Origin of the sequence: Microbacterium sp. Clip185 (assembly GCF_028743715.1) — a bacterium.
GTDB lineage: Bacteria > Actinomycetota > Actinomycetes > Actinomycetales > Microbacteriaceae > Microbacterium.
The window spans coordinates 983,437-1,000,399 of sequence record NZ_CP117996.1; the positions used below are offsets into that span (position 1 = coordinate 983,437).

The window sequence follows — 16,963 nt, forward strand, 5'->3', positions numbered from 1 at the left end:
GGGCTCAGGCCTCGGGGAGCGTCGGGACGGCGGCCAGCAATCGCTGCGTGTACTCGGCGCTCGGATGCCGCAGCACTCGCGAGGTCGGACCCTCTTCGACCACGCGTCCGTCCTTCAACACGATGACCCGGTCGCACAGCGCCTGCACCACTCCGATGTCGTGGGAGACCATCAGCAGGCTCAGGCCATCACGGCTGCGCAGCCGGTCGATCAGACCGATGATCTGCGCGCGCACCGTCACGTCGAGCGCGGACAGCGGTTCGTCACCGACGAGCAGGCGCGGGCGGTGCACGAGGGCGCGGGCAAGAGCGATCCGCTGGCGCTGGCCGCCCGAGAACTCGTGCGGATAGCGCCCGACAGCGTCGGCGGGAAGGTCCACATCCTCGAGCACCTCGGCGACCCGGGCCTCGCGATCGCCCGGGATCCCGAGCGCCCACAGCGGCTCTCCGACGATGCGGCCCACCCGCATCCGCGGGTCGAGCGACGCATACGGGTCCTGGAAGACGATGCCCGTCTGACGTCGGAGCCAGTGCAGTCGGCGCGCGGAAGCGGTCGGGTCCACCGGCTGGCCGTCGAAGCTCACCGTGCCGGCGCTCGGGGTGTCGAGCGCGAGCAGGAGACGGATGAGCGTCGACTTGCCCGAGCCGGACTCGCCGATGATGCCCAGCGACTCGCCTTCGTGCACGTCGAGGTCGACCCCGTCGAGCGCGTGCGTCAGCGCCCGCGGCGCAAGATGCGCGGTGCGCGGTGCCCGGTAGGTGCGCGAGAGACCGCGCCCGGAGAGCAGGGCGGTCATTGCTCCTCCTTCTTGTCGGGCCGCCACAGCGTCGCCCGTGCGTCGCGCAGCAGTCCCCGGGCCGTCGTCGAGCGCGGTGCGGTGAGCAGCGTCGCCACCGGACCCTGCTCGACGATGCGGCCGCTTTCCATCACGACGGCGTGCGTCGCGATCTGAGCGAGCACCGCAAGATCGTGCGTGATGAACACGAGCGACATCCCTGCATCCGTCACGAGCGCGCGCAGCAGCTCGAGGATCTCCGCCTGGATCGTCACGTCGAGCGCGGTCGTCGGCTCGTCTGCGATGAGCAGGCCCGGATCCATCGCGAGGGCCATCGCGATGGCGACCCGCTGGCGCTGGCCGCCCGAGAGCTGATGGGGATACCGGTCGACGATGCGCTCCGGCTCGGGAAGCCCCACGCGCCGCGCGCCGGCGACGGCGACCTCTCGTCGTGCTGCGCGGCCCAGTCGGCGATGGATGCGCGGTGCCTCGGCGATCTGGCGGCCGACCGTGCGGATCGGGTTCAGTGCGGTCTGCGGCTCCTGGAACACGATGCCCACCTCGTCGCCACGGATGCGGGCCAGCTCGCGTTCGGTGGCGCCGATCACCTCGCGGCCGTTGAGGCGGATGCTGCCGCCGGCGGTAGCACCCTCGGGGAGCAGCCCCAGGATCGCGAGCGCCGTCAGCGACTTGCCCGACCCGGACTCACCGATGATCCCGAGCCGCTCGCCGTCGGCCACGCGGAAGCTGAGTCCGTCGACGACGCGGACGCCGTCGATGTCGATGACGAGGTCGGTCACCTCGAGGCTCATGCGACGACCTCCGGGAGGTGCGTGCGCGCGCGGCGGGCCGAGCCGCTGCGGGTGCGCAGCGTCGGGTCGGTGGCGTCGCGGAGTCCATCGCCCAGCAGGTTGAACCCGAGCACGGTTGCGGTGATGGCGAGGCCGGGCCAGAGCACCGACAGCGGATAGACCGTGAGGTACTGCTGGAGCTGCGAGAGCAGCACGCCCCAGGACGGATCCGTGACGGGTGCTCCGAAGCCCAGATAGCTGAGCCCGGCCTCGGCGAGTACAGCGACGGCCATGGACCAGGACAGCTGCACGATGAACACGGGCGCGACGTTGGGCAGCAGGTGCCGGGTGAGGTTCTGCCATCCGGACAGCCCCGATGCGCGTGCGGCCACCACGAAGTCGCTGTGAAGCACCCGACGCAGCTCGGGCCGGCTCACCCTGGCGATGTTCACGCCGAAGCCGATCCCCACCGACCAGACCACGACGGCGAGGGACCCGCCCCACACCGCCGAGATCATCATGGCGATCAGCAGCACCGGGAAGGCGACGAGCATGTCGACCAGAACCGCGACGGACTCCCGCACCCAGCGGTGGGTGAGGGCGCCGAGAGCGGCGAGGGAGAGCCCCACGACCGTCGCGATGACACCCGCACCGGCGGCCACAACGACCGTCGTTCGCGCGCCCGCCATGAGAATGCTCAGGATGTCGCGTCCGGTGGCGTCGGTGCCCAGCAGATGCGCGGGCCCGGGCCCCGCCCACCGGCCCGCCACATCCGCGGCCTGCGGGTCGTACGGCGTCCAGAAGGTGGCGAGGGCCGCCACCGCCAGCAGCGCGAGGACGATGACCACGCCGGTCGCGCCGGCCGGCTCCGACAGCAGCCGGCGCCACCAGGAGCCGCGGGATGTGCTCATGCGGCCGACTCCCTCTGTCGCGGGTCGATCAGTCGGTGCACGAGGTCGACGACGAAGCCGACCAGCAGCACGAACGCCGTGAGGGCGAGCAGCTCGCCCTGCACCATGGGCAGGTCGCGCGCCGACACATCACGCACCAGCATCCGCCCGATGCCGGGCAGCGAGAACAGTTGCTCGATGACCACGGCGCCCACGATGATGCCGGCGACCTGCAGCCCCAGCACCGTCACGACCGAGAGCCCGACGTTGGGCAGGCCGTGCCGGACGAGTGCCCGGGTGCGGGTGAGTCCCTGCGAGGCGGCGGTGCGCACATAATCCTGCCCCATGGCCTGCAGCGTGGCGCTGCGCACGAATCTCAGGAGCATCGCGCCCTCCACGATGCCGATCGTCAGAGCCGGCAGCACGAGCGAACGCAGCGCCGCTCCAGGATCGCTCCAGCCGTCGCGGGGGAAGCCCTGCGCGGGAAGCACACCCCACCAGACCGCGAAAACGACCACGAGCATCATGCCCGCCCAGACCACGGGGACCGCCGCGAGCGTCTGCGCGCCCACACCGATGACGGTGCCGCCCAGCCGTGAGCGCCGGAGCGCCGACACGACGCCGAGAGGTCCGGCGAACAGCAGCGCGATGGTGAGCGAGAGGGCGCCGAGCGGAAGGGTGATCTGCGCCTTCTCTGCGAGCTCGGATGCCACCGGCGTTCCGGTCAGCAGTGAGGAGCCGAGGTCGCCGCGCAGGACCCCGCCGATCCAATCGAGGTACTGGGTCACGAGAGGCGCATCCAGATTCAGCCGATCACGGATCGCGGCGATCTGCTCGGGGGTGGAGTTCGTGCCGCCGATCAGCTGCGCGACATCTCCCGGCAGGATGCGCAGGGTGAAGAAGATGATCACGCTGGCCACGACCAGCCCCGCGGCGAGCAGGGCCAGTCGCATCAGCGCGTATCGGATCACCCGTCGCTCTTGCCGAGTTCGGTCACGTTGAGCCGCTCATTGACGTTCACCGAGGGGAAGCCCGAGACGTTCGTGCCGACGGCGACCACGCTGGCTCCGTTGTACAGCCAGTCCGCGGCGGCGTCGTCGGAGACGATGCGGGCGGCCTGCGCGAGCAGCTTCGCCGCCTCCTCATCGGTCGTGGCAGCCCGCGCCTGGGCGTAGAGCTCGGTCACCTGCGGGTTGTCGTAGGTGAAGTAGTACTCCGGGTTGGTCCAGTTGATGAAGTCGCGTGCCTCGGTGTGCAGCACGAAGCTCAACTCGTAGTCGTGGTTCATGTAGACGTTCTTGAGCCAGGTCGGGAAGTCCACCGAGTCGACCTTGAGCGTGATGCCGACCGCGTTCAGGTCCGAGACGAGCAGCTGCGAGATCGTCGCCGGATAGAAGGAGGGGATGGTGAGCGTCAGCGTCGTGTCTGAGGCGCCGGCATCCGCGAGGAGCTTCTTGGCGGCGTCGGGATCGTACGGGGCGACCTCCGAGAGGTCCTCGTAACCCGGGTCGAGGGACGGGATGGGGCCGTACATGGTCTTGCCCGCGCCCAACGCCTCGACGAACGCGTCGTGATCGATGGCCTGGCGGATGGCCTGACGCACCCGCTTGTCCGCGAGCGGTCCCGAGGTCTGATTGAAGGCGAGCGTGCCCTTGTCGGTCGAGTCGCCGACGACGAGGGAGAAGTCGCCGTTCGCCTCGATCTGCGTCTTCAGGTTCGCGTCGAAGCCCGTGACCACATCGACCTCGCCCGCCAGAGCGGCATTGAGCGCTGCCTGGTTGTCGGGAATGTAATCGAACACGACCTCTGCCGCCTTCGCGGGCGTGCCCCAGTAGGCGGGGTTGCGGGCGAACGTGATGTTGTCGCCGCGCGTCCAGCGCTCGAGCGTGAAGGGGCCGGTGCCGTTGGCCGCCGTCTGATAATCGACGCTGTCGCCCTCCTTGAGGACGATGCCGGCGCGGCCGCTGAGGTTCCACAGCAGCTGCGAGTCGGGCTGGGAGAGGGTGAGCGTGATCTTCTGGCCGTCCGCCGTCACGCCCGTGACGTTCGCGAGGGTCGAGGCGTCGACCCATCCGGCGTTGTCGCGGTGCTGTGTCAGAGAGTAGACGACGTCTTCGGGGGTCAGCGGCTGACCGTCGTGGAAGGTGACGCCCTCGCGCAGAGTGAAGGTGTAGGTCAGGCGGTCGTCCGAGACGGTCCAGTCGCTGGCCAGCGCCGGCACGATCTCCTGCTCGGGCGTGCGTGCGACGAGGCCCTGGTACAGGTTGTCGATGAGGATCTGATCCAGCGCCGAGCCCGAGGTCTGACGGATGTCGAGGTTCGTGGGCTCGAGCGCGAGCCGCACGACGACGGAGGAGTCCGCATCCGGGGAGCCCGTCGGCGTCGGCGTCGTCGTGGACGTGCACGCGGAGAGGGAGAGAACGGCGGCGGCCACGAGCGCTGTGAGGGCGAGGGGCTTTCGGCGGTGCATGGGGAGTCCTTTCCGCGGACGCGGGGGCATGGAGGGAGGACGGGGGTCGGTGCGGTGTACCAGCCTAGATCGCCGTCGGCGCTGCAGGAGCCTGCGTCATGTCACAATTCGACCGCGTCATCCGTGGTCGACGATCCGGCTCAGGAGCGCGGCGAGGTGCTCCGGTATCTGCTCGTGCACGTTGTGGTGCGCGGGCACGACGATCACGTCGGCATCCGGGCGATGCCGGCGGAACTCGTCTGCATCCGCCTCCGTCACGTATCCCGCGTCGCCGCGCACGAGGGTTATCGGGGCGTGCACGGCGGCGAGGTCGTCCCATCCGCTCGCGGCGAGAAGCTCGCGCACGGTGTCGGGTGCGCCGTCTTCGGTGTCGGATGCGGCCGCCGCCGCGAGGTGGGCGAAGTGGTGCTTCCACTCCACGCGCCCGTCGGGGCGTACGCGCGAGTTCAGATACACGCCGCGGGTGGCGGCCTCGCGCGAGCCTCCCAGGCCGAAGGACAGCGCGCGCTCGACGAGCTCCTCCCGGTCTGCCCAGTCGGTCGGGCCGGCGAAGAACGCCCGCATCTGCGCGGGACCCGCGGCGGGATCCACCCCGGGGGTGAGGTCGATGAGCACGAGGCTGCGCACCAGGTCGCCGCGCGCCGCCGCCACCGCGGTCGCAGTGAGCGCGCCGAGGGAATGCCCCACCAGCACCTGCGGGACCCGGGTCCACGATTCGAGGGCGGGTACCACATCCTGGGCGAGCGTGCGCGCGACGTAGCGCGCGTCGTCGCGCCAGGAGGAGTCGCCGTGACCCGCGAGATCGATCGCCAGGGCGGGCAGCCCGAGGGCGAGGATCGTCGTGTCCCAGGTGTGCGCGTTCAGGCCCGCGCCGTGGAGGAACGTCACGACCGGGGGGTCGTCGCCGTATCGGAGAGCGGAGAGGGTCCTGCCGTCCGGCAGGGTCAGAGCGCGCCGCTCGACCGGGGGAAGTGGCCGGGTGAGTCCGAGGCTCTCGGCCTGGAGGGGCAGGAAGGAGAACTCGTCGAAAGCGTCGTCGGTCACCCCCGAATGGTACGGCGCATGGAGCGGTCGCGGGCGTGGAACCGTCTCATTCCGCAACCGTGCCGCGTGGCACTCGCCGTGGGTAGTGTGGGCCGCATGGGCGATCAGCGGCGCGTGCACCTGTCGAAGGCGGCACCGGAGGTCTATCAGGCGATCGATGCGATGGCCAAGCAGGTGGGTGCGCTCGCCGCGGATGCCGGTGTCGATCCGCGTCTGAAAGAGCTGGTGCAGCTGCACGCCTCGCAACTCAACGGCTGCGCCTACTGCGTGCGGGTGCACCTCGAGCGGGGCATGAAGGCGGGTCTCGACGTCGACACCGTCGCACAGCTGCCGACATGGCGGGAGTCAGGTGTCTTCACCGAGCGCGAGCGTGCGGCCCTGGAGCTCACCGAGTCGCTGACGTTCATCCATGAGGAAGGCGTCTCGGACGAGGTCTACGACCGGGTCGGCTCCGTTCTCACCGAGGCCGAGTACGTCGCGCTGAGCTGGATCATCATCTCGATCAACGCGTTCAACCGTCTCGCCATCGCCGGCCGGTATCCGGTGCCGCCGCGCACCGCGTCGGCACCATGAGCGAACCCGGCGGTCTCATCACCGGAGCCGTCAACTTCCGCGACATCGGCGGGCTGCCCGCGCGCGGCAGGACGACCCGCAGTGGCGTGCTCTTCCGATCCGGTAACCTCGCCCGCCTGGACGAAGGCACCCGCCGTCGTATCGCGGGGCTCGGCCTGCGGCGAATCGTGGACCTGCGCGACGACGACGAGGTGCGCGCCGATCCCACATTCCTCGGACCGGATGAACCGGAGACCGTGCGCGTGCCGCTCTTCCTCGGATCCGTCGCCTCGTTCTTCGCCGAGGACGTGAGTCTCGCGGAGATGTACGACCGGCTCGTGGACGACTCCGCGCCCGCGCTCGCCACGGTCGTGCGAGCCGTGGTGGAGGAGCAGCCCGTCCTCGTGCACTGCACGGTGGGCAAGGACCGCACCGGTGTCTCGATCGCGCTGATCCTCGCAGCAGCGGGCGTCGACGAGGACGCCGTCGTCGCGGATTACGCCCGCACCGCAGCGTCCCTGCCCGCTACACGCAACCGTCAGGTGGTGGCGTGGCTCCGCGCGGCCCACCCCGAGGCCCGCCACGCCGTGGAACTGGCCACGGCGTCTCCGGCGCCCGTCATGCGGGCTGTGCTGCGTCGGCTGCGTGCACAATACGGATCGGTCGGCGAGTACCTCACCGCCGCGGGCGTCGGCGCTGCCGAGCTCGTCGAGCTGCGCCGCATCCTCATCGCGTAGCGATCCAGCCAAGGTGAGGCATACCTTCCTTGGTGGGCGTATACTCGCCTCATCATGTCCGAGAACGACGTCCACAACGCGAACGCGTGCCGTGCGTCTAAGCACACCCGCGCGCAGCACCTGGTGACCGCTGATGAGTCGTCGCTCGACGACCTCGAGATGCTGCTCGCGACGCTGCCGATGTGTTCGACCGGTCGGGTGTTCGTCGAGGTTCCGGATGCGGCTCATATCGCCGAGATCCGTGTCCCTGCCCGCATGACGATCACGTGGTTGACCCGCGACAGCCGCACTGGCGCTCCCGGCACCGGGCGTTCCTGCGCGCCGGGCGAGGCGCTGAGTCGGGCGGTCGTGGCGTGGGCCGACGAGATGCTGTGCGACGACGACGGATGCGGCACAGCGGTCACCCTGCTCGGGGGATACCTCGGCACCGCCGACATCTTCGACCACCTGGTGGAGCGCCGCGGTATCGATGCGGCACGTATCCACACCCCCGCGCGCTTCGGACTCGCGACCGCCTGAGCGCGTCACCCTCCGGTCGTTGAACCGGAGCGAGTCGAAACACGGCGTGGGTTCCGTTTCGTCTCCTCGCTGCGCTCGTCGCTCAACGACCGGCGCGTCCTTCCGGTCGTTGAGCGGGCGGAGCGAGACGAAACGCGGCGGGCGCCTCGGGCTCGCTCCTCACTCTGTAGCCGCCCGCCGCGAGCGGGCGCTCCAACCGATGACGGCGTCCAGGCCGCCTTCGGCGAAGGCGCGGCGTTTCGCGTGACTCCAGCCCTGGAGGCGCTTCTCCCATCCGAATGCCTCATCGATGCGTGCGAACTCCGTGCTCCAGAACAGCCGCACCGGCAGTCTCCGTCGTGTGTAGGCGGCGCCCGCACCGTTCTGATGCTGCGCGAGCTGCCTTTCGAGGTCTACCGTGCTGCCGACGTACAGCGAGCCGTCGGCGCATTCGAGCATGTACACGTGGGGCATGTGCAGACGCTAGGCCCGCAGTCGTGCGCGGATGCTGTTCCCACAGGCCGCGACGGTCATCCACAGTCCGCTGCGGACGTTTCTTCTCCTCGCTGCGCTCGTCGCTCAACGACCGGTGCGGCTTCCGGTCGTTGAGTGAGCGGAGCGAGTCGAAACGGGAGTCAGCGCGGGATGTAGTTGCCGTCGGCAAGCCCGGCTTCGATCTCGAACCGGTTCTGCAGCGGGTCACGGCCGGCGATGCTGTAGAGGATCGGCATCAGCATCCCGAACCGGCGCCATTGCCGCTCATGCACGGATTCGTGCGCGATGAGCCGATCATCGATGCGGCCGTCGCCGGTGAGGAAGCAGTGCCCCACGCACACCCCGCCCCGCGGAAACGCCCACGACGGCATCCCCCGGAACACGAACAGGCGGCCGCGCCGCTCGATGCGCCCTCGGCTCCAGAGCGTTCCCCATACCCACCCCACCGCGCACCCGTAGGCGTAGCCCAGCGCACTGATCGGGGAGTCGAGCAGGAACGATGGGATCCACCGCTCCAGTGAGCGCGACCGCGCCACGGCGCGGTCGGCGCGCTCCTGCCATCCTGCGGGAGGTCTTGCCGCGCTCACGCGAGGGCCCCGACCAGTCGCAGCAGAGTGCCCATGTCATCGCTCGCGGCGGCGGGGGATGCGGGCGCGAAACCCGCGAGGGAGGATCCGGCCAGCGGCACCGCTTCGCGCAGCGCCTTCAAGCCTGCGACCAGCTCCGGCAGCGAGGCGCCGAAGGGTTCGGAATCCTTCACGCCGGGCATTTCGGCGGGATCGAGCGCGTCGACATCGACGTGCACATGGACCGCATCGACACCGAGCCCCTGAACGGTCTGGGCGAGGACTGCCGCATCCGAAAGCGCTGCCGCATCGATCACGGTGATGCCGTGCGCATCGATGTACTCCTGCTCCGCCTCGTCCATGGCGCGAGCGGCGACGAGTACGACGTCTGCCGGCGAGACGGTGCCTGCCGCCAGCGCGAGATCGGGCGCACCGTCGCCGAGCACGGCGCGCAGCGCCATTCCGCCGAACGCGTGCGAGGAGGAGGACTCCGGTGTGTGCAGATCCGGATGCGCGTCGACCCAGACGACTGCGATCCGCCCGGCGCGTGCCGAGCGCTCCACGGCCGCGACGCCGACCGAGCAGTCGCCGCCGACAGTGAGCGCGCGCTCGTCGGATGCGGCGAGGGCCTCACGGAGGTCCTGCTGCACCTGGCGTAGCGCGCTGTAGCGGTGCACGCCGGTGCCGAGCGCCTCTCCCGCACCGAGCGGAACCGGCACGCTCGTGCACGCCGCGCGCGGCAGATCGCCCGCGATGGCCTCCGCGCCGTCCACGAGCTGCATGGCGCGCGCGGAGGGCGAGCCCTGCCACACGGGCGTGATGAGGAACCGTGTCATCTCGACCCCCGGATGGGGGAGGGGCCGCGCCTGGCGCGGCCCCTCCGTCTTCTCACTGCTGGTGCTGCTGGGGCAGCTGCTGCTGCTGGCCGAGCTCATCGCCCGTGGCGCCGGCGCCGAGCGCGCCCTGTGTCGACCCACCCGCCTTCAGTGCCGCCAGGCGCGCCTCGACCTCGGTCAGCTCACCCACGTCCTCGAGGCTCTCGAACTGCGCGTCGAGGCTGGATGCGGCGAGCTCCGCCTTGCCGGCGGCCAGCGCCTCCTGGCGACGGATCTTGTCTTCGAAGCGGCCGAGTTCGCTGGTGGGGTCGAGGACGTTGACGCTCTTGATGGCGTCGTGCACCTTGTTCTGGGCCTCGGCGACCTTGGCGCGCGCAAGGAGTTCGCTGCGCTTGGAGCGAAGCTGCTCGAGCTTCTGCTTCATGCCGTTGAGGCCGTCCTTGAGCTTGTCGACGACCTCGGTCTGCGCGGCGATCTGCGGAGCGGAGGCCTTCGCCTCGTTCTCCTCGGAGATCTGACGCTGCAGGGCGATCTTCGCGAGGTTGTCGAACTTGTCGGCGTCGGTCGTGTTGCCTGCGCGGCGCATCTCGTCTGCGCGGCGGCTCGCCGCGAGCGCCTTGCTTCCCCACTCCGCGGCCGCCTGGACGTCCTCCTGGTGGTCGCGCTCGAGCAGGCGCAGGTTGCCGATCGTCTCGGCGATCGCGGCTTCTGCGTCGGCGATGTTGTTGGTGTAGTCGCGCACGAGCTGGTCGAGCATCTTCTGCGGGTCCTCGGCCTGGTCGATCATCGCGTTGATGTTCGCCCGGACGAGGGTTGAGATGCGTCCGAAGATGGACTGCTTGGCCATCGTGTTTCCTTTCGTCGTGGTTCGTGAAGTCCGTCAGAATCTGCCGCCGCTGCCGCCTCGGGAACCGCCGCCGCCGAAGCCGCCGCCGCTCCCGCCGCGGAAGCCCCCGCCGCCGAAGCCCCCGCCGAAGCCCCCGCCGCCGAAGCCCCCGCCGAAGCCCCCGCCGCCGAAGCCCCCGCCGAAGCCGCCGCTGCGCCGGCGACCGCCGCCCAGCGCGGAGCCGATGAGGATGCCGCCGAGCATTGCGCCGAAATCGCCCCCGCCGCCGGATCCTCCGGAGAAGCCGGAGACGTCCGACTGGGCGGCGGAGATGGCGTCGGCCGCGAGACGGGCGGCGCGTGAGGCCGCATCCAGTGCCTGCTCGGGCGCCGCCTGAGCCTGCTGTTGTGCCAGGGCGAACGACGCGCGCGCATCTGCCAGGCGGGTGCGGGCTGTGGCGCCGACCGCGCCTCGGCGCGATGAGATGAAGTCCTCGGCGGCCCCGATCTGGGCCTGCGCGTGCGCGAGCGTCGGTGGCAGCACCTGACGTGCATGCTCGGCGCGGGCCGCCGCGTCGCGTGCAGAGCGCAGCAGGGCGTCGAGTTCGTCGTCGACCCGCTGCAGTGCCGCGAGGGTCGCCACCGGATCCTCGGCGGGCGCGTCGAGCTGCGCGCGAGCGGCCGCGGACGCGGCGGCGAGTGCCCCGTCGGGGTCGGGCAAGGGCCCGGCCGCGGCGAGGTCCCGCGTGAGTTCGGCGCGCAGCGCCGGGATCTGTGATGCGGCGGCGGCGATGCGGTCGCCGTGCGCGCCGACCGCATCGGCCAGTTGTCGCGCCTGCGCGATGGCCTGCTCGGCGGTGCGCAATGCGACGGCGGCCTTCCCGGTGTCGCCGGCGGCCACCGCGGCTTCGGCGGCGGCGAGCTGTGCATCGGCGAGAGCGAGCCGGTCAGCGGCCTGTGCCGTGTTGTCGCCGATGGTGCTCAGGGCCGCGGCCGGGTACGAGGCGGTCAGCTCGGTGAAGCGCTCCTGAGCGCTCTGGAGGGCTGGAGCCGCCTCGGCCCGGGACATGCGGAGCCGCTCCCGGGTCGCGGGAAGATGCTGTTCGATCCGTCGCAGATCGGCGAACGCCTCGAGCTGAGTCTGAACGCGCTGATCGGCCGAGGTGGCCAGCTGCAGAGTCTGCTCGTGCCACGCACGCACCTGCTCGTCGGTGTCGGGGATCTCGTCGTCCAGCTGCTGGCGCAGGGTGAACGCCTGATCCAGCTCTGTACGCGCCGTGGTCAGAGCCTCGCGGAGTCCTCTCGTGGCCTCTTCGCCGAACTGCGCGGCGGCGAAGCCGTGCTCCTGCTCTGCCTCGCGCAGGGCGTCGTCGGCGGCGACGAGGGCCGCGGCCGCGCGCTTGCCGAGATCCTCCGTGCTCTCCGCGGGGCGGGATGCGGCGCGCCGCCGAGCCGCGCGGATGACGAAGTACGTGCCGACCGCCAGCAGCGCCAGAACGGAGACGACGATGATGACGATGCCCACCGCCCCGCCGGAGTCAGAGGAGCCCGAGGATCCCGTGCCGGGCGCGCCGCCGCCGGCGGACCCACCGCCGGCGGCGGCCCCGCTACGGGCCGCGGACATGCCGTCGGCCGCGGCGATCGCGGCGCCCGCCCAGTCGCCGTCGCGAAGAGCCGGATACACCCAGTCCTGATCGACCGTCGTGATCTGATTCGCGTCGAGCGGACCCGAGGTGTCGCTCGAGATCCAGTACTGACGGGCGTCGACGGCGATGGCCAGCAGGTACTGGTTGGGGCCGAGCCCACCCTGCTCGGCCGTCTGGGTCGCCCACTCCTTCGCGTCGGACGGGTTGCTGAAGCGGTCGACGTACACGACCCACAGATTGAGGTTGTCGGCCTCGGCGAGCTGCTCGAGACGATCCTCCACCTGGGCGCGTTCCGCGTCGCCGAGGACCCCGGCCTCGTCGCTGACGTAGGAGGCGCCGAGCTGAACCGGAGGCGTCGCGGCGGCCGGGCTCGCAACCAGGAAGACCGCGGCCAGCGCGGCCACCAGTGCATATGCCCAGCGTGGTCGCATCGATGGCCTCCCTCGGGGGCGGACTCCGCCCTCGTCCGAGTCTATTGAGGGCGAGTCTGTGTGCGCCATGGATGCGGGTCGCTGCCGGATATGCATGCTCGCGCTGGTTACGCTGCTCGGCGTTATGGATGACCGGTACCCCACGGATGTGCTCGCCGCCGGATGGCGAGAGCGGAACACGAAGACCCTCGCCGAGGTCCCCGCCGAGCGCGACACGGTCGTCGAGGTCGCCGAGGACGGGTTCTGCGGCGCCGTGACCTCGGTCGAGGGCGGGCTCGTCGAGCTCGAGGATCGCGCCGGCCGGCGGCGCATGTTCCCCCTCGGCCCCGGCTTCCTCATCGACGGTGAGGCGGTCCGCCTCGCGGCGCCCCCCGTCGCTCCGGCAGCGGCCGGACGAGCGCGCACCGCATCCGGCTCGTTCGCCGTGGCCGACCAGCGCGCCCGCATCGCCCGCCCGAGCCGCATCCTCGTCGAGGGCAAGCACGACGCCGAGCTCGTCGAGAAGGTGTGGGGAGACGATCTGCGGGTCGAGGGCGTGGTCGTCGAGTACCTCGAGGGCGTCGACCTGCTCTCGGGCCTCCTCGAAGCGGAGCCGCCCACGGCCGAGCGCCGCTACGGCGTGCTCGTCGACCACCTGGTGCCGGGATCGAAGGAGGCGAGGATCGCGGCGGATGTCGCGCGCAGCCGGCACGGCGCCCACGTGCGGATCGTCGGTCACCCGTTCATCGACGTGTGGCAGTGCGTCACGCCGCGGGCCGTGGGAATCACCGCGTGGCCGGAGGTGCCTCGCGGCCTCGATTGGAAGACGGGCGTCTGTCGCGGCCTCGGCTGGCCGGCGCGCGACAAGGCCGATCTCGCCCGTGCGTGGCAGCGCATCCTCGCGAGCGTCCACAGCTATCGCGACCTCGAACCTGCGCTGCTGGGGCGCGTCGAAGAGCTCATCGACTTCGTGACCGCCTGAGGCCCTTCGTATCCTGGGAGGATGACCGATCCCGCATCCGGCGTCTTCCGCGATCGCCCCGTCTCCTTCGTGCGTCGCAGCGGAAGGATGTCCGAGGCGCAGGAGCGCGCATGGTCCGAGCTCGGTCCGCGTCTGCTGCTGCCCGTGGTGCGGGACAACGCCGCCACCTCTGTCGCCGCCGACGCGCGGATCGACCCGGCCGCGGTGTGGGGCCGACAGGCCCCGCTGATCGTCGAGATCGGCTCGGGGCAGGGTCACGCCATCGTGCACGCGGCGACCACGCGACCCGATACCGACTTCCTCGCGGTGGAGGTCTTCCGCGCGGGACTCGCGCGCACCATGCTCGACGCCGATCGCGCCGGTGTCCGCAACCTGCGCTTGGTCGAGGCGAACGCCCCCGAGGTGCTGGAACACCTGCTGCCGGCGGGGTCGGTCGATGAGGTGTGGATCTTCTTCCCCGACCCGTGGCACAAGAAGAAGCACACGAAGCGACGCTTGGTGAAGCCCGATGTCGTGCCCACGCTCTCACGCGCGCTCCGCCCCGGGGGGATGCTGCGCCTCGCCACCGACTGGGAGGACTACGCGCTGCAGATGCGCGCCGTGCTCGATGAGGCTCCGGTGTTCGACCGTGCGTTCGAGGGTGACTGGGCGTCGCGCTTCGAGGGTCGGGTGGTCACCGCGTTCGAGCGCAAGGGCGAGAGGGTCGGGCGCGCGATCCGCGACCTCGCCTACCGACGATCGGGTGATTGACGTGCCCGCCGCCGACACGATCGGTCGCATCCCGCTGCGGGCGCTGCCACTGGCGGCCTCACTGCTGGTGGCGCTCGCCGCGCCGGCGTTCTTCGTGCTGCTCACTCCGTGGCTGGGGTGGACCCTGCTCGCTGCGGGGCTTGTGACGGCCTGGTGGGCGGATCGGCGCCACGGGGGCGAAGCGTCGCTGCTGCGCGATCTATCGCTCATCTCGGCGGGGATGCTGATCGTCAGCGCCATCCCGCTCGCCGCCGAGCTCGACAACGCCGCGATGGTGCGATTCACCCTCGCGCTGGGCGGAGCCGTCGCGGTGCCGTACCTCGTGTCGCGGTTCGTCTACCGCGATCGTGCGATCCGCTTCCCGTGGCGCGGCGGCGGGCGATGGACCCGGTTCCAGTGGGTGTGGCTGGTGGCTGTGCTCGTGCTCGGCTGGCTCATCCTGCCCTTCTACTTCATCAGCTCCGGCGTCTATCAGAACTGGCCCGTCGTCGACACGCCCGATCTCATCGCCCGCTTGTTCATCGGCGTCGGGGCGGTCGGGATCTGGGACGAGCTGTTCTTCATCTGCACCGTCTTCGCGCTGCTGCGTCGCCATCTGCCCGATCTGACCGCCAACCTCGTGCAGGCGATCGTCTTCGTCTCGTTCCTGTGGGAGCTCGGTTATCGCGCGTGGGGGCCTGTTCTCACCATCCCCTTCGCCCTGCTGCAGGGGTACATCTTCTTGCGTACCCGTTCCCTCGCTTACGTCGTCACGGTGCACCTGCTGTTCGACGCGGTCGTGTTCGCCGTGCTGGTCCACGCACACAATCCCGGTCTGCTCGACGCCCTCTTCTTGCTCTGAGCCCCTGCTCAGACGGCACCGGTAGGCTCGCCCCGAGTCCCGACCGGACTCCCGGACGAGGGATCAGTACCCGGTGAGCGACAAGACTGGCCGGAAGGCACGTCATGTCGTGGATCGTCCTCATCGTCTCGGGAGTGCTGGAGGCCGTCTGGGCCAGCGCGCTCGGCCGGTCCGAGGGGCTGTCGAAGCCTCTGCCCAGCATCGTGTTCGCCGTGGCGCTCTTGTTGAGCATGGGCGGCCTGGCGTTCGCCATGCGGGAGATCCCCACCGGCACGGCGTACGCCGTGTGGGTCGGCATCGGAGCCGCGCTCACGGTGATCTGGGCGATGGCCACCGGCGCTGAACCGTTCACGATCGTGAGACTGCTGCTGATCGCCGGGCTGGTCGGCTGCGTGATCGGGCTGAAGCTTACCGGCGACGCATCCTGAGTTCCCAGGCTTTTGCTCCGCGCTCGAAGATGGGAGCATCCTGTGGGGGCCGGCATAGCCGCTTCGCCTAGGATCGCTCGCGCCACGCGGGGAGAGGAAAGTCGTGACGGTGACCGGTTCGCAACTGCATGCCGATTCGGAGAGCACGCGTACGCCGCGGTGGCGGCGCGCGGTGAAGGCTGTCCGAGGCTGGGTCGAGGATGCGTCCCGCCCCGATCCGGCCGTGCGCGCGGTCCGACGGATCGAGCTCGCGCAGGTTCTGGGCTACTGGGCGATCGCCCGCGGGATGAACCTGGCGTTCCTGCTCTTCTGGTACCTGGTGTCCACGGCCGCTGGATGGGGCTTCGGCGCGCAGGACCGACCGGTCGGCACGTTCGCCGCCTTCCTGACGGGATGGGACGCGGACCGTTACGGTCGCATCTCGCTGATCGGGTACCCGCCTGTCATCCCCATCGGCCCCAACGGCAACGTGCTCGAAAACGACTGGGCCTTCCTGCCGATCTATCCCTGGCTCGAACGATTGGTCGGCGATCTCGTCGGTTCCGACTGGCGTGCGGCCGGAATCGGGCTCAGCATCTTCTTCAGCGCCACCGCAACGGTGCTGCTGTTCCTGCTGCTGCGCGCCGTCACCTCGCCGCGCCAGGCGAAGTGGGCAGTGATCTTCTTCTCCTTCGCACCGCTGTCGTTCGTGTTCGTCATCGCCTACGCGGAATCTCTCGTACTGACGCTCACCTTCGCCGCACTCCTGCTGGCCGTGAAGCGGAAGTATGTGTGGATCACCCCGATCGCACTGGTGGCGGCGTTCACACGGCCAGGAGCCCTGGCTCTCGCCCTCGCGCTGGGCATCGTCTTCCTCGTGCGCTGGTGGCGCCGGAAGGTCGATCCGTTCCCTCGTGGCGAAGTCGTCGGACTGCTCGTCGCGGGCGGCGTCACCGCGATCGCCGGACTCGCATGGTCGTGGATCGCGGATGCGGCGACCGGAACCCCGCACGCCTACGTGCTCACGGAGACAGCCTGGTGGCGCCCGTTCGTCGGCAACGGCGATTTCCTGCCCCTCACTCCGTGGTTCCGATTCATGGGTGAGTACCTGAGCGTGTTCGGCTGGCTTCTGGTGATCGGGCTCATGGTGGGTTTTGCCCTGCTGATGTGGTCGCGACCCGTGCGCAAGCTCGGCATCGTGGTCGCGGCGTACGGCCTCAGCTACGGGCTCTACATCTTCGGCGTGTTCCTGCCCCAGGCCAGCACGTTCCGCCTGCTGATGCCGATGTCGCCGCTGCTCGCCCATGAGCGGCTGTCCTCATCGCGCCGAGTGCGCAACGGCATCCTGATCGCCCTCGTCGTGCTGCAGTTCTTCGCCGTCTACGGCCTGTGGACCCGCGGATACCCCTGACCTGTCGTCACGTCGCGGGAGCGGGCGGTGATAGTCT

19 protein-coding genes and 1 riboswitch are annotated in these 16,963 nt (G+C 70.3%); of the genes, 8 read left to right on the forward strand and 11 right to left on the reverse strand.

What is annotated here, in order from left to right:
- Window positions 1–4: 4 nt before the first annotated feature.
- The 6 genes from PQV94_RS04625 to PQV94_RS04650 form a co-directional block, all read right to left on the reverse strand.
- Window positions 5–796, reverse strand: coding sequence for an ABC transporter ATP-binding protein (locus PQV94_RS04625; RefSeq protein ID WP_274287621.1), 792 nt, complete (start codon window positions 794–796; stop codon window positions 5–7).
- Window positions 793–1,587, reverse strand: coding sequence for an ABC transporter ATP-binding protein (locus PQV94_RS04630; RefSeq protein ID WP_274287622.1), 795 nt, complete (start codon window positions 1,585–1,587; stop codon window positions 793–795). Before PQV94_RS04630 ends, PQV94_RS04625 begins: the two co-directional genes overlap by 4 nt.
- On the reverse strand, window positions 1,584–2,477 hold the full coding sequence (locus PQV94_RS04635; protein ID WP_274287623.1) for an ABC transporter permease: 894 nt from the start codon (window positions 2,475–2,477) through the stop codon (window positions 1,584–1,586). The genes PQV94_RS04630 and PQV94_RS04635 overlap by 4 nt, the downstream gene beginning before the upstream one ends.
- A complete protein-coding gene (locus PQV94_RS04640; RefSeq protein ID WP_274287624.1) occupies window positions 2,474–3,427 on the reverse strand; it encodes an ABC transporter permease in 954 nt (317 codons plus the stop codon). The genes PQV94_RS04635 and PQV94_RS04640 overlap by 4 nt, the downstream gene beginning before the upstream one ends.
- Window positions 3,424–4,926, reverse strand: coding sequence for an ABC transporter substrate-binding protein (locus tag PQV94_RS04645; RefSeq protein WP_274287625.1), 1,503 nt, complete (start codon window positions 4,924–4,926; stop codon window positions 3,424–3,426). The genes PQV94_RS04640 and PQV94_RS04645 overlap by 4 nt, the downstream gene beginning before the upstream one ends.
- Window positions 4,927–5,043: 117 nt before the next feature.
- Complete coding sequence (locus PQV94_RS04650; protein WP_274287626.1) at window positions 5,044–5,970, reverse strand: alpha/beta fold hydrolase; 927 nt, start codon at window positions 5,968–5,970, stop codon at window positions 5,044–5,046.
- Between the two features lie 96 nt (window positions 5,971–6,066).
- On the opposite strand from PQV94_RS04650, the gene PQV94_RS04655 reads away from it, so the two are divergent.
- From PQV94_RS04655 to PQV94_RS04665, 3 genes are read left to right on the forward strand one after another with little or no spacing between them, the layout of a single operon-like run.
- Window positions 6,067–6,543: a carboxymuconolactone decarboxylase family protein gene (locus tag PQV94_RS04655; RefSeq protein WP_274287627.1), complete on the forward strand. Its 477-nt coding sequence runs from the start codon at window positions 6,067–6,069 to the stop codon at window positions 6,541–6,543.
- Window positions 6,540–7,259: a tyrosine-protein phosphatase gene (locus PQV94_RS04660; RefSeq protein WP_274287628.1), complete on the forward strand. Its 720-nt coding sequence runs from the start codon at window positions 6,540–6,542 to the stop codon at window positions 7,257–7,259. The genes PQV94_RS04655 and PQV94_RS04660 overlap by 4 nt, the downstream gene beginning before the upstream one ends.
- Window positions 7,260–7,313: 54 nt before the next feature.
- Window positions 7,314–7,778 carry an SIP domain-containing protein gene (locus PQV94_RS04665; protein WP_274287629.1) on the forward strand — a complete coding sequence of 155 codons (465 nt, stop codon included), beginning with the start codon at window positions 7,314–7,316 and terminating at the stop codon, window positions 7,776–7,778.
- A 159-nt stretch (window positions 7,779–7,937) separates the two neighbouring features.
- Here PQV94_RS04665 and PQV94_RS04670 read toward each other — a convergent pair whose 3' ends face one another.
- The 5 genes from PQV94_RS04670 to PQV94_RS04690 form a co-directional block, all read right to left on the reverse strand.
- Complete coding sequence (locus PQV94_RS04670; protein WP_274287630.1) at window positions 7,938–8,231, reverse strand: GIY-YIG nuclease family protein; 294 nt, start codon at window positions 8,229–8,231, stop codon at window positions 7,938–7,940.
- Window positions 8,232–8,392: 161 nt separating this feature from the next.
- Window positions 8,393–8,839 carry a Fe-S oxidoreductase gene (locus tag PQV94_RS04675; RefSeq protein WP_274287631.1) on the reverse strand — a complete coding sequence of 149 codons (447 nt, stop codon included), beginning with the start codon at window positions 8,837–8,839 and terminating at the stop codon, window positions 8,393–8,395.
- Window positions 8,836–9,654, reverse strand: a complete 819-nt coding sequence (locus PQV94_RS04680) for an arginase family protein (RefSeq protein WP_274287632.1) — start codon at window positions 9,652–9,654, stop codon at window positions 8,836–8,838. Before PQV94_RS04680 ends, PQV94_RS04675 begins: the two co-directional genes overlap by 4 nt.
- Before the next feature lie 52 nt (window positions 9,655–9,706).
- Complete coding sequence (locus PQV94_RS04685) at window positions 9,707–10,501, reverse strand: PspA/IM30 family protein (protein WP_274287633.1); 795 nt, start codon at window positions 10,499–10,501, stop codon at window positions 9,707–9,709.
- Between the two features lie 33 nt (window positions 10,502–10,534).
- Entirely contained in the window at window positions 10,535–12,556 is a 2,022-nt protein-coding gene (locus PQV94_RS04690; RefSeq protein WP_274287634.1) for a TPM domain-containing protein, read from the reverse strand.
- 124 nt (window positions 12,557–12,680) lie between these two features.
- Between PQV94_RS04690 and PQV94_RS04695 the strand changes: the two genes are divergently transcribed.
- From PQV94_RS04695 to PQV94_RS04715, 5 genes are all read left to right on the forward strand, one after another.
- Window positions 12,681–13,517, forward strand: coding sequence for a DUF3097 family protein (locus PQV94_RS04695; RefSeq protein WP_274288220.1), 837 nt, complete (start codon window positions 12,681–12,683; stop codon window positions 13,515–13,517).
- A 21-nt stretch (window positions 13,518–13,538) separates the two neighbouring features.
- Window positions 13,539–14,267: a tRNA (guanosine(46)-N7)-methyltransferase TrmB gene (gene trmB, locus PQV94_RS04700; RefSeq protein WP_274287635.1), complete on the forward strand. Its 729-nt coding sequence runs from the start codon at window positions 13,539–13,541 to the stop codon at window positions 14,265–14,267.
- A complete protein-coding gene (locus tag PQV94_RS04705; protein WP_443192706.1) occupies window positions 14,260–15,108 on the forward strand; it encodes a CPBP family intramembrane glutamic endopeptidase in 849 nt (282 codons plus the stop codon). Before trmB ends, PQV94_RS04705 begins: the two co-directional genes overlap by 8 nt.
- A gap of 31 nt (window positions 15,109–15,139) precedes the next feature.
- A riboswitch (guanidine-III (ykkC-III) riboswitch) is annotated at window positions 15,140–15,203 on the forward strand.
- 9 nt (window positions 15,204–15,212) lie between these two features.
- Window positions 15,213–15,536, forward strand: coding sequence for a DMT family transporter (locus PQV94_RS04710; protein ID WP_274287636.1), 324 nt, complete (start codon window positions 15,213–15,215; stop codon window positions 15,534–15,536).
- Window positions 15,537–15,639: 103 nt separating this feature from the next.
- The gene (locus PQV94_RS04715; protein WP_274287637.1) at window positions 15,640–16,926 is read left to right on the forward strand and encodes a hypothetical protein; all 1,287 of its coding nucleotides are present in this window, start codon (window positions 15,640–15,642) and stop codon (window positions 16,924–16,926) included.
- Window positions 16,927–16,963 lie beyond the last annotated feature (37 nt).

Bases quoted from the DNA above. Each gene is read 5' to 3' on its own strand.
- PQV94_RS04625 (WP_274287621.1), bottom strand. From the start codon at position 796: ATGACCGCCCTGCTCTCCGGGCGCGGTCTCTCGCGCACCTACCGGGCA.
- PQV94_RS04630 (WP_274287622.1), bottom strand. From the start codon at position 1,587: ATGAGCCTCGAGGTGACCGACCTCGTCATCGACATCGACGGCGTCCGC.
- PQV94_RS04710 (WP_274287636.1), top strand. From the start codon at position 15,213: ATGTCGTGGATCGTCCTCATCGTCTCGGGAGTGCTGGAGGCCGTCTGG.
- trmB (WP_274287635.1), top strand. From the start codon at position 13,539: ATGACCGATCCCGCATCCGGCGTCTTCCGCGATCGCCCCGTCTCCTTC.
- PQV94_RS04660 (WP_274287628.1), top strand. From the start codon at position 6,540: ATGAGCGAACCCGGCGGTCTCATCACCGGAGCCGTCAACTTCCGCGAC.
- PQV94_RS04655 (WP_274287627.1), top strand. From the start codon at position 6,067: ATGGGCGATCAGCGGCGCGTGCACCTGTCGAAGGCGGCACCGGAGGTC.
- PQV94_RS04635 (WP_274287623.1), bottom strand. From the start codon at position 2,477: ATGAGCACATCCCGCGGCTCCTGGTGGCGCCGGCTGCTGTCGGAGCCG.
- PQV94_RS04695 (WP_274288220.1), top strand. From the start codon at position 12,681: ATGGATGACCGGTACCCCACGGATGTGCTCGCCGCCGGATGGCGAGAG.
- PQV94_RS04690 (WP_274287634.1), bottom strand. From the start codon at position 12,556: ATGCGACCACGCTGGGCATATGCACTGGTGGCCGCGCTGGCCGCGGTC.
- PQV94_RS04665 (WP_274287629.1), top strand. From the start codon at position 7,314: ATGTCCGAGAACGACGTCCACAACGCGAACGCGTGCCGTGCGTCTAAG.
- PQV94_RS04680 (WP_274287632.1), bottom strand. From the start codon at position 9,654: ATGACACGGTTCCTCATCACGCCCGTGTGGCAGGGCTCGCCCTCCGCG.
- PQV94_RS04685 (WP_274287633.1), bottom strand. From the start codon at position 10,501: ATGGCCAAGCAGTCCATCTTCGGACGCATCTCAACCCTCGTCCGGGCG.
- PQV94_RS04645 (WP_274287625.1), bottom strand. From the start codon at position 4,926: ATGCACCGCCGAAAGCCCCTCGCCCTCACAGCGCTCGTGGCCGCCGCC.
- PQV94_RS04670 (WP_274287630.1), bottom strand. From the start codon at position 8,231: ATGCCCCACGTGTACATGCTCGAATGCGCCGACGGCTCGCTGTACGTC.